Origin of the sequence: Pseudomonas sp. Q11, assembly GCF_024494355.1 — a bacterium.
Lineage (GTDB): Bacteria > Pseudomonadota > Gammaproteobacteria > Pseudomonadales > Pseudomonadaceae > Aquipseudomonas > Aquipseudomonas hefeiensis.
Map to the genome: position 1 here is coordinate 58,219 of NZ_JAKNQY010000019.1, position 15,291 is coordinate 73,509.

The window sequence follows — 15,291 nt, forward strand, 5'->3', positions numbered from 1 at the left end:
GTTTTCATGAAGCACAGAACTTAAAGCGTGTAGGAGATGCCGGCCTGCACGGTTCGCGGTGCGCCTGGGTAGGCATAGACGTTACCGAAAGCGCCCTCTTCGTAGTCGGCGTCGAACAGGTTCTTCAGGTCCAGGTTGAGGCGGATCCGCTCGTTGACCTTGTAGTAGCCGAGCAGGTCCACGACCGTGTAGCTGTCCATGGAGAACGCATTGGCTGCCGTCTGGCCGGCCCGTTCATCCACATACTTGGCGCCTAGTCCCAGGCCCAGGCCTTTGAGGCCGCCATCCTGGAACTCGTAGACGTTCAACAGGCTGAAGGTGTTTTTGGGCACGTTGAGCAAGCGGGTGCCGGACGGGATATTGATGTCCTTGGTCACTTCGGCATCCACATACGCGTAACCCCCAATCACGCGCCACTCCGGTGTCAAATTGCCCGCCACGTTCAGGTCAAAACCACGACTGCGTACTTCGCCCGCGGCCACGCTGAAGGCGGAATCCACTGGGTCAGTGGTGAGCACGTTACGTTTTTCGATCTGGTACACCGCCGCATCGACACTCAACTGACGATCCAAGGCTTCCCACTTGACCCCCATCTCATAAGACTTGCCCTCTTCCGGCTTGAACCCGCCGCCTTCGCGACTGGCACCGTTGTTGGGTTTGAACGAGCGTGCGGTATTGGCATAGACAGCCACGGTGTCGGTCAGATCGTAAATCACACCCAGGCGCGGGGTGACAGCGCTGTCGGTGACGTCCCAGTTCCGACTGCCGGGCGGGTTCTGAGGGACGAAACTCTCGTACTGCTGCTCGAACCGCTCAAAACGCGCCCCGGCCAACAGCTTCAGGCGCTCAGTCAGCGCCACCTGATCCTGCACGAATACACCCAACGTCTTGAGGTTTTCCTGGTCATCGGTGGGCGTGCGCGTTAACGCCGGGCGTGGCTGGCCATGCACCGGATCGAAGATATCGATCGGATAAGCACTGCTCCCCGCGGCGGAACGCTGGATGATCGATTGATAGTCGTAGTCCTCATACTCGATGCCGGTCAACAGCGTGTGCTCGAACCCACCCATGGAAAAATGCCCGGTGAGGTTCAGTTGAGTGTCCCAGTCAGTCCACTCCAGCTTGCGGTAGTTGAAATTGCGCCCCAGGGTACGCCCGTCGGCGGCGATGCCGTTGCCTTCCACCGCGTTGCCCTGCAAGGTGCCGTCGAGCCACTGGGTACCGCCGGCCAGGGTCCAGTCGTCGTTGAGCATGTGCTCGAAACGCACCTGCAGCATGTTGTTGTCGTTGTGCAGCTTGCCGACGTCTTTTTCGCCGAAGAACGTATCGCGCGAGGCGGTGCCGCGCTGGCCGGCGTAATGGGTCAGGCCACGGTCCAGCGGCGCATTGTTGCGCATGAAGTCGCCCTCGAAGGTCAGGCGCGTGGTGTCGTTGACCTGCCAGGTCACCACCGGCGCGATGCCGTAGCGCTCGGTCTCGACGTGATCACGGAACGTATCGCCGCCCTCGCCCACCACGTTCAGGCGATAAGCCAGGCGCCCTTCTTCGTCCAGCGGACCAGAGGCATCCAGGGTGCCGCGACGCATGCCCTGGTCGCTGACCTGGCTGCCCAGGGTCACGGTGCGTTCGGCCAATGGCTGCTTGGACACTACGTTAAAGGTGCCACCCGGATCGCCGCGACCGTACAGCATCGTCGCCGGGCCGCGCAGCACTTCCAGGCGCTCGATGGTGTTGGCATCCGGCATGTTCGGGTAACCGCGGTTGATCGGGAAACCGTTGCGGTAGAACTCGCCCGTGGTAAAGCCGCGGACTGTGAACGTGGTCAGGCCCTGACCGCCGAAGTTGTTCGCCCTGCCGACCCCGCCGGCGTAATCGAGTGCGTCTTGCAGCCGCGTGGCGCTGAGGTCTTCCACCACGTCGCGCGAAACCACGGAAATGGACTGTGGGGTTTCATGAATCGCGGTGTCGGTACGTGTCGCGCTGGCCGAACGGGTGGCGCGATAGCCCCTCACCGGACCTTGTGCCGATTCATAGTCGGCGTTACCGACGATATCCGTGGCTTGCAACTCAAGGGAGGCTGGTTTGGCAGGGACTGGCTGTTCGGCCCAGGTGGAAACGCAATAAGCCTGAAGCACACACAGTGAAACGAGAATCCGACGCATCGATGCACAATCCTAATGGAAAAAAGCCTCCACACCGGGAGGCTGACAAGAATGTGTCGCGAAAGATACAGCAACTCATTCCTGTTTGATATTTATTCCCATTAGCGCCGGGTGTTTTTGTGACTGCTTAGTCAGCCATCGCGAGCAAGCTCCCACGGCTGAACACAAACCCTTGCCTGCCAGGCTGCAGGAGTGGTGTAGGAGCGGTGTAGGAGTCCCCTGGGACACTACGCCCGGCAAAGTCGTATACCATATCCCCAACCAAGCCAAACGACCGCCGCCGTGACCTTATCCAAGTTCAAACTGCCTGACCTGGGCAACACCCCTTCCACTTCGGAAATCATCACCCGGCATTTGCGCGAAGCCATCGTGGCTGGGCATTTTGCCGAGGACGAGCCCATTCGCCAGGACGACATCGCCCGGCAGTTCAACGTCAGCAAGATTCCCGTGCGCGAAGCCCTCAAGCGTCTGGAAGCCGAGGGGCTGGTGATGTTCCAGCGCAATCGCGGGGCGATGGTCACGCGCATTTCCGAAGCGGAGCTGGCGCAGATGTTCGAGGTGCGGATGCTGTTGGAAGACAAGGTGCTGCGCCTGGCGATTCCCAACATGACCGAAGCGACGTTTGCTCGCGCCGAGGGCATTTGCCAGGAATTCATCGGTGAGGACGACGTGGGCCGTTGGGCTGAACTGAACTGGCAACTGCATGCCTGCCTCTATGAGCCGGCGCAACGGCCCTTCCTGGTGAATTTGATCCGCTCAGTCCACGACAAGCTGGAACGCTACCTGCGCATGCAGATGAGCCTTTCGGCCGGCAAGGAACGCGCTGACCACGAGCACCGGGAAATTATTGCGGCCTGCCGCGCCGGTGATGTGGAGCGGGCAGTGAAGTTACTGGACGAACACATCGCCGGTGTTTGCAAGACGCTGTTCGAGTTCCTGCCCTCCAGTCATTGATGCGCCGCTACTGTGCCGATTTCGTCATGAGCGCTGGCTAAATTCATCAAGCCGCCAGACTCCTGCACGGGCCACGCTTACCGTCATTCATCTGAACGGACGTGGCCCCCCATGAAACGCATCACCGTGATCGATTCCCATACCGGCGGCGAACCGACCCGCCTGGTCACCGACGGTTTTCCCGACCTGGGCCAAGGCAGCATGGCCGAGCGCCGCCAGCGCCTGGCAACACAGTACGACGCCTGGCGCACCGCCTGCGTGCTGGAACCGCGGGGCAGCGATGTGCTGGTGGGGGCGCTGCTCTGTGAACCGCAGGATCCGAGCGCCTGTGCCGGGGTGATCTTCTTCAACAACAGCGGCTACCTGGGCATGTGCGGCCACGGCACCATCGGCCTGGTGACGTCACTGGCACACCTGGGCAAGATTGGCCCTGGCGTACACACCGTCGAAACCCCGGTGGGCACGGTACAAGCGACCTTGCATGAGGATCGTTCGGTCAGCGTACGCAATGTGCCGGCCTACCGTTACCGCAAGGCCCTGAGCCTGGAGGTGCCCGGTATCGGCCCGGTGGTGGGCGATGTGGCCTGGGGCGGCAACTGGTTTTTCCTGATCGCCGATCATGGCCAGCGCGTGGCGGGCGACAATCTCGACGCGCTGACCGCCTACACCTACGCCGTGCAGCAGGCCCTGGAGCAGCAAGGGTTACGGGGTGAGGACGGTGGCCTGATCGATCACATCGAACTGTTCGCCGATGACCCGCAAGCCGACAGCCGCAACTTCGTGCTCTGCCCCGGCAAGGCGTATGACCGCTCCCCATGCGGCACCGGCACCAGCGCTAAACTGGCGTGCCTGGCCGCTGACGGAAAACTGCAACCCGGGCAGATCTGGCGCCAGGCCAGTGTCATTGGCAGTGAATTCGAAGGCTCCTATGAACTCGACGGCGAGCGCATCGTGCCGACCATTCGCGGCCGCGCCTATATCAGCGCCGAAACCACGCTGGTCATTGAGCCGGATGATCCCTTCGCCTGGGGCATCGTCCCGTGAACGCAGGCCACGTCGCCGATGTGATCATCATCGGTGCCGGCATCATCGGCGCCGCCTGCGCCCGGACGTTGGCCCGGCGAGGCTTGAGGGTCCTGGTACTCGATGCCGGTTGGCACGGTGCCACAGCCGCCGGCATGGGCCACTTGCTGGTGCTGGACGACAACCCGGCGGAACTGGCCCTTAGTCAATATTCCCTGCAACGCTGGCGCCAACTGGCCCCGGCCCTGCCCGACGCCTGCGCGTGGCGTAACAACGGCACCCTGTGGCTGGCGGCCAATGCCGAAGAAATGGCCGTTGCCCATAGCAAGTACCTGAACCTGCTGGCCCATGGCGAAGACTGTGAGTTGATTGGCCGTGCGGCCCTGCAGCAGCGTGAGCCGCAACTGCGCGAAGGTCTGGAGGGAGGCCTGCTGATCAAGGGCGACGCAATCCTGTACGCGCCGGCTGCCGCGCGCTGGATGCTGGACGCGACCAATATCGATCAGCAGCGCGCCCAGGTCGTTGAAGTGGACGGCCATCGGGTGCGTCTTGAGGATGGTCGCTGGTTGAACGCAGAAGCGGTGATCCTCGCCAATGGCATCCAGGCCACCGAGCTGTGCCCGGAGTTGCCGATCGAAGCCAAGAAGGGCCATTTGTTGATCACCGATCGTTACCCCGCCACCGTCTCCCACACCCTGGTGGAACTGGGGTATGTCACCAGCGCCCACAACGCCAGCGGTCCGTCGGTGGCGTGCAATATCCAGCCGCGCCCGACCGGGCAACTGTTCATCGGTGCCTCGCGGCAGTTCGGCACCGTCGACCCGCAAGTGGAAGGCTGGATGCTGGCAAAGATGCTCAAGCGTGCCGTCGATTACCTGCCAGGCCTGGCACACCTCAACGGCATCCGCGCCTGGACCGGTTTTCGTGCCGCCAGCCCCGACGGCCTGCCGCTGGTGGGGCAACATCCGCAACGCCCGGGCCTGTGGCTGGCGGTGGGTCACGAAGGCCTGGGCGTAACGACGGCGCCCGCAACGGCCGACCTGCTGGCCGCGCAACTGTTCAACGAAACATCGCCGCTTGCGGCGCAACCGTACCTGCCACAGCGTTTTCTGGGAGAACCGGTCCATGCCTGAAGCCCGATACATATCCCCTGTTTGCTCCGGGGATAGGGTTGACCCTGTGGCGAGGGAGCTTGCTCCCGCTGGGGCGCGAAGCGGCCCTGTTTTGGGTCTGCTGCGCAGCCCAGCGGGAGCAAGCTCCCTCGCCACAGGTTTTGAGTGGACTCAAGATATCCGCGTATCCAAGAAGGATTGGCCCCATGCCTGAATTATTCCTGGACGGCCGCCCGTTCTCGGTTGCCAACGGCACCAGCGTCGCGGCGGCATTGGCGTTGGGCGCGGACGGTTGCAGCCGCACCTCGGTCAGCGGCCAGCGACGGGCGCCTTTGTGCGGCATGGGCATTTGCCAGGAATGCCGGGTGACGATCGATGGCCATCGGCGCCTGGCCTGCCAGACGCTGTGCCGCGAGGGCATGCAAGTGCAAACACGACCATGAACGAAACCACCGACCTGTTGATCATCGGTGCCGGCCCCGCCGGCATGGCTGCCGCCCTGGCCGCGGCAAGCAGCGGCATGCGCATTGTGCTGCTGGACGATAACCCATTGCCGGGCGGGCAGATCTGGCGCGACGGCCCCCAGGCTCACCTCCCCGCCGAGGCCCGACGTCTGCGCGATTCATTACAGGCCTGCGCCAATGTGCGCTGCCACGCCGGCACCCGAGTCATCGCCTGCGCCACCGATAAAACCCTGTTGGTGGAAGATGCCGAGCGCGGCTGGCAGATCACCTACGAGCGCTTGATCCTGTGTACCGGCGCGCGCGAACTGCTGCTGCCCTTCCCCGGCTGGACACTGCCGGGGGTGACCGGTGCCGGTGGATTACAAGCGTTGATCAAGAGTGGCCTGCCGGTGCGCGGCGAACGGCTGGTGATCGCCGGCAGCGGACCGTTGCTGCTGGCCTGCGCCGCCACCGCCAAGCATCAAGGAGCGCAGGTGCTGCGGATCGCCGAGCAGGCCAGTCGTGGCGCCGTCACCGGTTTCGCCGCACAGTTGCCACGCTGGCCAGGCAAGTTTTTGCAGTCGTTCAGCCTTTTCGCCCCACACTACCGCACCGGCACTCATGTGCTGGAGGCCCTGGGTCGCGAGCGGCTTGAGGGCGTGCGTTTGCTACACCAGGGCCAGACGCTTGAACTGGCCTGCGACCGTCTTGCCTGTGGTTTCGGGCTCATTCCCAATACTCAGCTCGGCCAGGCCCTGGGCTGCGGTGTTGAAGGCCAGGCATTGGCTGTTGACGCCTGGCAAACGACAACTCGCCGCGACCACTACGCCGCTGGTGAATGCACCGGGTTCGGTGGCAGCGAACTGGCGCTGGTGGAAGGCGCCATCGCCGGCCACAGCGCCGTCGGCAATAGCGTCGCCGCCCAACGCTTGTGGCCTCGCCGGGCACGCTGGCAAGGTTTCGCCCGGACTTTGAACAAGGCCTTCGCCCTGAACGCGCGACTCAAAACCCTGGCCCGGGACGACACGCTGGTGTGCCGTTGCGAAGACGTACCGTATGGCGAGTTGGTCGGCCACCAGGACTGGCGCGCAGCGAAACTGGCGAGCCGATGCGGCATGGGCGCCTGCCAGGGCCGGGTCTGCGGTGCCGCGCTGGAACATCTGTTCGGCTGGACCTCACCCACGCCGCGCCCGCCCTTTAGCCCGGCGCGGATCGAGACGTTGCTGCACCTGGAAGAAACCCCGCCCACTTGAGCCCGCCCAAGCCCCCTGTGGGAGCGAGCCTGCTCGCGATAGCGCCGGCTCAGCAGCATTGATGTTGACTGACACTCCGCTATCGCGAGCAGGCTCGCTCCCACAGTTGCTTCGGGTCGTTCATAAAAACTGTGCGAACCACCGTGTGATTCCAAGGTGACAATCCCAGTATTTTCGATTGACACTGCACTACCGCGAGCACGCTCGCTCCCATCAGAAGGCGATGCTGGACCATGTACCCCACGCTCACGTCCTTCGCCCCCTGCGATCTGCCCACCCTGCTCAGCAGCCTGCAACCCATCGCGCCGTTGCTCGACACCCTCTCGGACGTGGTGTTTTTCATCAAGGACAGGCAAGCCCGCTACGCCTTCGTCAACCAGACCCTGGCCCGGCGCTGCGGCTTCAAACAAAGCGGCGACCTGCTGGGCCTCACCGCCGAGCAGGTCTTTCCCGAGCGCTTCGGCCCGCTGTACACCGAACAGGACCGACGGGTGCTGGCCAGCGGTCGGGAACTGGTCGACCAGCTCGAATTGCACCTGTATTACGGCAATCAACCGGTGTGGTGCCTGACCCATAAGCTCGCCCTGCATGAACCGAACGGCCAGATCGTTGGCCTGGCCGGCATTTCCCGGGACCTGCAACTGCCCCAGTCGAGTCACCCGGCGTTCCAGAAATTGGCGGCGGTGGATGCCCATATCAAGCAGCACTTCGCCCACCCCATCAGCCTTGCCGACCTGACCGCCATCGCCGGATTGTCGGTGGCGCAGTTGGAGCGCCACTGCAAACGCATCTTCCAACTCACTCCCCGGCAGATGATTCACAAAGCGCGGTTGGAAGAAGCCTCGCGGTTGTTACTGGACCACGACCTGCCCATCACCGACATCGCCTTGCGCTGCGGCTATACCGATCACAGTGCGTTCAGCCGGCAGTTCCGCGCCTTGACCAGCCTTTCGCCCAGCCAGTACCGCGAAAATCAGCGCTGACCGGTGTTCCCTGGCGGGGCATGGGGACGGCGATTGCTCCTATCTGTAACACCGCGCACAAGCGTTGCACGGCGCCTGACGCAGCTCCACGTCTTTTAATGTATGCGTATCAAAGCCTTACCAATGACCACTGACTCAACCTCAAACCGGCACGTTGCTTGCTTTATCTAATATCGTATACGAAATCCTCAATACGATATCTCACCGCATTTATTCGACAGCGAGGCATTTATGAAAAACCCTGCACTGGCCGTAGCCCTGAGCGTTGCCCTCACGCCCCTGTTCATCGCTACCGCTCACGCCGACAAACTCGACGACATCATCGGTACCGGCAAACTGCGCTGCGCCGTGACCCTGGACTTCCCGCCCATGGGTTTTCGTGACGCTGGCAATAAACCGGCTGGTTTTGACGTGGACTACTGCCACGACCTGGCGAAAGTTCTCGGCGTGGAGGCCGAAGTGGTGGAAACGCCGTTCCCGGACCGGATCCCGGCGCTTATTTCCGGCCGTGCGGACGTGATCGTCGCCTCCACCTCCGACACCCTGGAACGGGCCAAGACCGTGGGCCTGACCGTGCCCTACTTCGCGTTCCAGATGGTGGTGCTGACCCGCGACGACACCGGCATCAACAGCTACGACGACCTCAAGGGCAAGCCCTTGGGTAACACCAGCGGCACCTATGAAGCCATCGCCCTGGAAAAAGACCAGAAGAGTTGGGGCAGCGGCAGTTTCCGTGCCTACCAGTCGCAGAACGACACGCTGCTGGCCGTCGCCCAGGGACACATCGATGCGACCGTGGTGACCAACACCGTGGCGGCCGCGACCATCAAGTCGGGCAAGTACAAGAACCTGAAAATCGCCGGCAACGCGCCCTATGTCATCGACTACGTGTCCCTGGGTGCCAAGCGCAGCGAATACGGCCTGATCAACTACCTCAACCTCTTCGTCAACCAGCAGGTGCGCACCGGCCGTTACAAGGAGCTGTTCGTCAAATGGGTAGGCAGCGACATCCCGCCGGCCGACCTGGTGGTGCCGCAGGTTTACTACTGAGGATTGGAGCATGCCAAGCACGCCTACCCGTGTGACGGGCCGAAGTCTGGTGGAGGGTGCCGCCCAGGGCGCCCTGCTGTTCGCCGATGTGGGCCTGAGCTTCTGGGGCGGGGTCGATCCGGCCAGCGGCGAGGTCATTGATCGCCATCATCCGCTGAGCGGCGAACGCCTGGCTGGGCGCGTGCTGGCGATTCCCAGCGGGCGCGGCTCCTGTACCGGCAGCAGCGTGCTGATGGAGCTGATCAGCAACGGCCACGCCCCTGCCGCTCTGGTGCTGGCCGAGGCCGATGAAATCCTGACCCTGGGCGTGCTGGTAGCGCAGGTGATTTTCCAGCGTTCCTTGCCAGTAGTGTGTGTCGGGCGCGAGGCCTTCAACCGGTTGCGCGGCCAGGGGTTTGTGCGCATTGAAGGCGATTGCCTGACCTTGTCGGGTCGCCGCCCCAACGATGACTGGCATGGAGCGGACTTCCCAATAACCGCACTCAACTGTTCAAGCATCAGCCTCAGCGAACAGGATCAGGCGCTGCTGGACGGCAGCCACGGCAAGGCGGCCCAGGTCGCGATGCACATTGTATTGCGCATGGCCGAGATCCAGGGCGCCACACACCTGTTGGATGTAACCCAGGCCCACATCGATGGCTGTATCTATACCGGCCCGGCCAGCCTGCGTTTTGCCGAACAACTGGTGCAGTGGGGCGCGAAGGTGCGCGTGCCCACCACGCTCAATTCGATTTCCGTGGACCAGCGTCGCTGGCGGGAACTGGGTGTCGACCCGGCCCTGGGTGAGCCCGCCAGCGCCTTGGGTGATGCCTACATGGCAATGGGTGCGCAGTTGAGTTACACCTGTGCCCCCTACCTGCTCGACAGTGCGCCCAAGGCTGGCGAGCAAATCGTCTGGGCCGAATCCAACGCCGTGGTCTACGCCAACAGCGTGCTCGGTGCCCGCACGCAGAAGTACCCGGACTTCCTGGACATCTGCATCGCCCTCTGCGGCCGCGCGCCATTGACCGGCTGCCATCTTGACGCGCAGCGCAAAGCCACGCTGATTATCGACGTGCCACCCCTGGGCCCCGTCGACGACAGTTTCTATCCGCTGTTGGGCTATCACATCGGCAGCCTGACGGGCCGTTGCATTCCACTGATACGCGGCCTGGAGCATGCGGCCCCTACGCGGGATGACTTGAAAGCCTTCGGCGCCGCGTTCGCCACCACCAGCGCCGCGCCGTTGTTCCACATCGCCGGGGTGACGCCCGAGGCTCTCGACCCTGCCGACGTCCTGGCGCCGGGTATCAGCTTGGCGCAGGACACTGTCAGCGCTGTCGGCCTGCTCGCCAGTTGGCGCGAACTCAATAGCGCCCGGCACCGCCATGTGGACGTGGTCTCCCTGGGCAACCCGCATTTTTCCCTCAGCGAATTCGCCGCCCTGTCGGCCCTGTGCGCAGGCCGCCACAAACATCCGGAAGTGGTGCTGGCGATCACCTGTGGCCGAGCGGTACTGGAACAGGCTCGCGAGGCGGGCCATCTGCAGGCCATCGAAGCGTTTGGTGCGCTGCTGGTCACCGACACCTGCTGGTGCATGTTGGGTGAGCCGGTCATTCCGCCCGACGCCACCACCCTGATGACCAACTCTGGCAAGTACGCCCATTACGCGCCGGGCCTGGTCGGTCGCGGCGTGCACTTTGCCAGCCTTGCGCAGTGCATCGAAGCCGCGTGCAGCGCTACGGCCAGCGGTCAACCGCCGACGTGGCTGCAACCGACTGTTCGCACGGGGAGCCCTACCGATGTTTGACTACAGTTTCCAGTGGCGCCCGGCCTTGCGTGCCCTGCCCGACATGCTCGCCGGGGCCTGGGTCACCTTCGAGACCGCCGCGCTGTCGATGATCTTCGGCGTGCTGATCGCCCTGGTGCTGACGGTGATGCGCCAGGCCCGCCATCCCCTGCTGCGTGGCGTGGGCAATGGCTGGGTGTCGATCGCCCGCAACACGCCCTCGCTGTTCCAGATCTACATCCTCTACTTCGGCCTCGGCTCCCTCGGGCTGCACATCAGTTCCTGGCTGGCGCTGCTGGCCGGGATCACCTTCAACAACGCCGGTTACCTGGCGGAGAACTTTCGCGGCGGCCTCAAGGCCGTGCCGAGTACCCAAATGCGCGCCGCCCGCTCCCTGGGCATGAGCGCCTGGCAGGCCTACCGGATGATCATCGTCCCGCAACTGCTGCGCATCGTGTTCTACCCGCTGACCAACCAGATGGTCTGGGCAGTGCTGATGACCTCCCTGGGTGTGGTCGTGGGCCTGAACAACGATCTCACCGGCGTCACCCAGGAATACAACGTCAAGACCTTTCGTACCTTCGAATACTTCGCCCTCGCGGCGGTGCTGTATTACCTGATCGCCAAGCTGATCGTCGGGCTCGCCCGGCTGTTGTCCTGGCGCCTGTTCCGTTATTGAGTGTTTCGTTATTGAGGGCTCGTCATGTTTGAAACCAGCCTCACCGTTAACGACCTGCTGTTCTTGCTCGACGGGGCCTGGGTCACGCTGCAACTGACCGCGTGGTCGATCCTGCTGGGCTCCCTGGCCGGCTTGCTGTTCGGCCTGCTGCGGGCATTGTTGCCTCGGGCGAGCCTGCCACTGGCCTGGGTGCTGGACGTATTTCGCAGCGTACCGCTGCTGATCCAGTTCGTGCTGTTCAACTCTCTCAAGAGCATCGTCGGCCTGAACCTGAGCGCCTTCGCGGTCGGGTGCATCGTGCTCGGGGTCTACGCCGCTGCGTACTTCACCGAGATCGTGCGCGGTGGCGTGCTGGCGGTGCCGTTGAGTACACGGCGGGCCAGTCGCTCCCTGGGCCTGAGTTACCTGCAGGATCTGCGCTACATCGTCCTGCCGATTGCCACGCGGGTCGCCTTCCCTGGCTGGCTGAACCTGGTGTTGGGCGTGATGAAAGACACCGCGCTGGTGATGTGGATCGGCATCGTCGAACTGCTGCGCGCCTCGCAAACCATCGTCACCCGCATCCAGGAACCCTTGCTGGTGCTGTGCATCGCGGGCCTCATTTACTACGTCATGAGCCTGGTGGTCGCCCGCCTTGGCGCACGTCTGGAAAGAAGGTGGCAGGAAAATGATTGAGATCGAGAACGTACACAAATCCTTCGGCGACCTTGAAGTAGTCAAGGGCGTGAGCCTGACGGTGGACAAAGGCGAAGTGGTGTCGATCATCGGCGGCTCCGGCTCCGGTAAATCGACCCTGCTGATGTGCATCAACGGCCTGGAGCCGATCCACAAAGGCAGCATCCGCGTGGACGGTGTCGAAGTTCACGACCGCGCCACTGACCTGAACCGCTTGCGGCAAAAGATTGGCATCGTGTTCCAGCAATGGAACGCTTTCCCCCATCTGACGGTGCTGGAAAACGTGATGCTGGCGCCCCGCAAGGTGCTGGGCAAAAGCAAGCAGGAGGCCGAAGCGCTGGCGCTGCAACAGCTGGAGCATGTGGGCCTGGGAGACAAGCTCAAGGCCTTCCCCGGCAAGCTTTCCGGTGGTCAACAACAGCGCATGGCGATCGCCCGGGCCCTGGCGATGTCGCCGGACTACATGCTCTTCGACGAAGCCACCTCGGCCCTGGACCCGCAATTAGTGGGCGAAGTGCTGGACACCATGCGCATGCTCGCCGAAGACGGCATGACCATGGTGCTGGTGACCCACGAGATCCGCTTCGCCCGGGACGTGTCCGACCGCGTGGCGTTTTTCTGCGACGGGCGGGTCCATGAAATCGGGCCGCCGGATCAGGTGATTGGCAACCCTGTGCAGCCGGAGACGGCGGCGTTTCTCAAGTCGGTGAAATAGCCAATGGCCCCATCGCGAGCAGGCTCGCTCCCACACTGATTTGTGTACGCCACAGAACCCTGTGGGAGCAAGGCTTACCCCCCAGCCACAGACCTCTGTGGGAGCAAGGCTTGCCCGCGATGAGGCCCTATAAGACAACACAAGGATCGCCCCCATGCGCTCATCGAAAATCATCCATGTAGTCAGCTGCCACGCCGAAGGCGAAGTCGGCGATGTGATCGTCGGCGGTGTCGCACCGCCGCCCGGCGCCACCGTATGGGAACAGTCACGCTGGATCGCCCAGGACCAGACCCTGCGTAACTTCGTGCTGAACGAGCCCCGTGGTGGCGTATTCCGCCACGTCAACCTGCTGGTGCCCGCCAAAGACCCACGGGCGCAAATGGCCTGGATCATCATGGAACCGGCCGACACCCCGCCGATGTCCGGTTCCAACTCATTGTGCGTCGCCACCGTGTTGCTGGACAGCGGCATCCTGCCCATGACCGAACCCCAGACCCGCCTGGTGCTCGAAGCGCCCGGCGGGCTGATCGAAGCAGTGGCCGACTGCCGCGACGGCAAAGTGCAACGGGTCGAAATCAAGAATGTGCCCTCCTTCGCCGACCGCCTCGATGCCTGGATCGAAGTCGAGGGGCTGGGTTCGCTGCAGGTGGACACCGCCTATGGCGGCGACAGTTTCGTCATCGCCGACGCCCAGCGCCTGGGTTTTGCCATCCGCCCCGATGAAGCGGCCGAGTTGGTGGCCGTGGGGCTGAAAATCACCCGGGCCGCCAACGAACAACTGGGCTTTGTGCATCCGCTAAACCCCGACTGGTCGCACATCTCGTTCTGCCAGCTTGCCGCGCCTATCGTCCAGGAAAACGGCATCGCTACCGGCGCCAATGCCGTGGTGATCCAGCCCGGCAAGATCGACCGTTCCCCCACCGGCACCGGCTGCTCGGCGCGCATGGCGGTGTTGCATGCCAAGGGGTTGATGCAAGTGGGTGAACGCTTCATCGGCCGTTCGATCATCGGCTCCGAGTTCCACTGCCGTATCGATTCACTGACCGAAGTGGCCGGGCGTCCGGCGATTTATCCGTGCATCGCCGGGCGCGCGTGGATCACCGGCACACACCAGTTGCTGCTCGACCCAGCCGATCCGTGGCCCGAGGGCTACCGGCTTTCCGACACCTGGCCGGGCGCATGATTTCTTGAACTGGCATCGCCCCCTGTGGGAGCAAGGCTTGCCCGCGATGAAGATGACGCGGTCTTCCAGGGGAACCGAAGCGCCTGCATCGCGAGCAAGCTTTGCTCCCACAGGGGATTTGTTGTGAAGTCAATTTTACCTGCGTATACGAAATACCATAACCGGAGACAACCATGAGTAAACGCATCAACTGGAGCGGTGTATTCCCTGCCGTCACCACGCAGTTCAACGATGACTTTTCCATCAACCTGGAGAAAACCCATCAAGTGATTTCCAACGTCATCCGCGATGGCGTGTCAGGCCTGGTGGTCTGCGGCTCGGTGGGGGAAAACACCTCCCTGAGCGCCGAGGAGAAAATTGCCGTGACCGAAGTGGCGGTGGATGCGGCCCGGGGCCGGGTGCCGGTGATCTGCGGCGTGGCCGAGTTCACCAGCGCGCAGGCGGCCAAGGTCGCCAACGCGGTGCGCCAGGTCGGCGTCGACGGCGTGATGCTGATGCCGGCGCTGGTCTACGGCTCCAAGCCGTTCGAGACCGCCGAGCATTTCCGCTACGTGGCCCGGCATGCCGACGTACCGCTGATGGTCTACAACAACCCGCCGATCTACAAGAATGACGTGACCCCGGACATCCTGATTTCCCTGGCCGATTGCGACAACGTGGTGTGCTTCAAGGATTCGTCCGGCGACACCCGGCGTTTCATCGACGTGCGCAATGAAGTTGGCGACCGTTTTGTGTTGTTCGCAGGCCTGGATGACGTGGTGCTGGAAAGCCTGGCCGTCGGTGCCGAAGGCTGGGTCTCGGGGATGTCCAACGTGTTCCCGCAAGAAGGCGAAACCATTTTCCGCCTGGCCCGCGCCGGGCGTTTTGCCGAAGCGATGCCGATCTATGAATGGCTGATGCCGATCCTGCACCTGGACGCCCGTGCCGACCTGGTGCAGTGCATCAAACTGTGCGAAGCCATTGCCGGTCGCGGCAGCGCCCTCACCCGCCCACCGCGCCTGGCGCTGCCGGAGGAAGATCGCGTGTATGTCGAGCAGATCATGGCCAAGGCCCTGGCCAATCGACCGGTGTTGCCGGATGTGGGGCTTTGACCGCAGGACATGGCGCTGACCGGCGGTGATAGCGCCGCCGCCATCGCGAGCAGGCTCGCTCCCACATTCACCACAAATCCCTGTGGGAGCGAGCCTGCTCGCGATAGCGGTTTGTCTGAATCGACTATGCTGGATGTGCCGCCATCATCGCGAGCAACTCGCACACAAGGTGCCCCATGAACTATTTCCTGGCCCAGGCC

14 protein-coding genes are annotated in these 15,291 nt (G+C 63.2%); 13 read left to right on the plus strand and 1 reads right to left on the minus strand.

Annotated features, from left to right (window positions below):
• Positions 1 to 20 precede the first annotated feature (20 nt).
• A complete protein-coding gene (locus tag MA884_RS19435) occupies positions 21 to 2,162 on the minus strand; it encodes a TonB-dependent siderophore receptor (protein ID WP_256232001.1) in 2,142 nt (713 codons plus the stop codon).
• A gap of 282 nt (positions 2,163 to 2,444) precedes the next feature.
• On the opposite strand from MA884_RS19435, the gene MA884_RS19440 reads away from it, so the two are divergent.
• The 13 genes from MA884_RS19440 to MA884_RS19500 all read left to right on the plus strand — a co-directional run bounded on the left by MA884_RS19440 (position 2,445) and on the right by MA884_RS19500 (position 15,091).
• Positions 2,445 to 3,116, plus strand: coding sequence for a GntR family transcriptional regulator (locus tag MA884_RS19440; protein ID WP_256232002.1), 672 nt, complete (start codon positions 2,445 to 2,447; stop codon positions 3,114 to 3,116).
• Between the two features lie 111 nt (positions 3,117 to 3,227).
• The gene (locus tag MA884_RS19445) at positions 3,228 to 4,160 is read left to right on the plus strand and encodes a 4-hydroxyproline epimerase (protein WP_256232003.1); all 933 of its coding nucleotides are present in this window, start codon (positions 3,228 to 3,230) and stop codon (positions 4,158 to 4,160) included.
• Positions 4,157 to 5,272, plus strand: coding sequence for an FAD-binding oxidoreductase (locus tag MA884_RS19450; RefSeq protein WP_256232004.1), 1,116 nt, complete (start codon positions 4,157 to 4,159; stop codon positions 5,270 to 5,272). The genes MA884_RS19445 and MA884_RS19450 overlap by 4 nt, the downstream gene beginning before the upstream one ends.
• Positions 5,273 to 5,457: 185 nt before the next feature.
• A complete protein-coding gene (locus tag MA884_RS19455; RefSeq protein ID WP_256232005.1) occupies positions 5,458 to 5,694 on the plus strand; it encodes a 2Fe-2S iron-sulfur cluster-binding protein in 237 nt (78 codons plus the stop codon).
• The gene (locus MA884_RS19460; protein WP_256232006.1) at positions 5,691 to 6,947 is read left to right on the plus strand and encodes an FAD/NAD(P)-binding oxidoreductase; all 1,257 of its coding nucleotides are present in this window, start codon (positions 5,691 to 5,693) and stop codon (positions 6,945 to 6,947) included. The genes MA884_RS19455 and MA884_RS19460 overlap by 4 nt, the downstream gene beginning before the upstream one ends.
• 233 nt (positions 6,948 to 7,180) lie before the next feature.
• On the plus strand, positions 7,181 to 7,930 hold the full coding sequence (locus MA884_RS19465) for an AraC family transcriptional regulator (protein WP_256232007.1): 750 nt from the start codon (positions 7,181 to 7,183) through the stop codon (positions 7,928 to 7,930).
• A gap of 231 nt (positions 7,931 to 8,161) precedes the next feature.
• Complete coding sequence (locus MA884_RS19470; RefSeq protein ID WP_256232008.1) at positions 8,162 to 8,980, plus strand: transporter substrate-binding domain-containing protein; 819 nt, start codon at positions 8,162 to 8,164, stop codon at positions 8,978 to 8,980.
• A gap of 10 nt (positions 8,981 to 8,990) precedes the next feature.
• Complete coding sequence (locus MA884_RS19475; RefSeq protein ID WP_256232009.1) at positions 8,991 to 10,769, plus strand: aconitase X; 1,779 nt, start codon at positions 8,991 to 8,993, stop codon at positions 10,767 to 10,769.
• Positions 10,762 to 11,427: an amino acid ABC transporter permease gene (locus tag MA884_RS19480; protein WP_256232010.1), complete on the plus strand. Its 666-nt coding sequence runs from the start codon at positions 10,762 to 10,764 to the stop codon at positions 11,425 to 11,427. The genes MA884_RS19475 and MA884_RS19480 overlap by 8 nt, the downstream gene beginning before the upstream one ends.
• 24 nt (positions 11,428 to 11,451) lie before the next feature.
• On the plus strand, positions 11,452 to 12,102 hold the full coding sequence (locus MA884_RS19485; protein ID WP_256232011.1) for an amino acid ABC transporter permease: 651 nt from the start codon (positions 11,452 to 11,454) through the stop codon (positions 12,100 to 12,102).
• Positions 12,095 to 12,817 (plus strand): amino acid ABC transporter ATP-binding protein, encoded by a 723-nt coding sequence (locus tag MA884_RS19490; protein ID WP_256232012.1) that lies wholly within the window; start codon positions 12,095 to 12,097, stop codon positions 12,815 to 12,817. The genes MA884_RS19485 and MA884_RS19490 overlap by 8 nt, the downstream gene beginning before the upstream one ends.
• A 154-nt stretch (positions 12,818 to 12,971) precedes the next feature.
• Positions 12,972 to 14,000: a proline racemase family protein gene (locus MA884_RS19495; RefSeq protein WP_256232013.1), complete on the plus strand. Its 1,029-nt coding sequence runs from the start codon at positions 12,972 to 12,974 to the stop codon at positions 13,998 to 14,000.
• A gap of 173 nt (positions 14,001 to 14,173) precedes the next feature.
• The gene (locus MA884_RS19500; protein WP_256232014.1) at positions 14,174 to 15,091 is read left to right on the plus strand and encodes a dihydrodipicolinate synthase family protein; all 918 of its coding nucleotides are present in this window, start codon (positions 14,174 to 14,176) and stop codon (positions 15,089 to 15,091) included.
• Positions 15,092 to 15,291 lie beyond the last annotated feature (200 nt).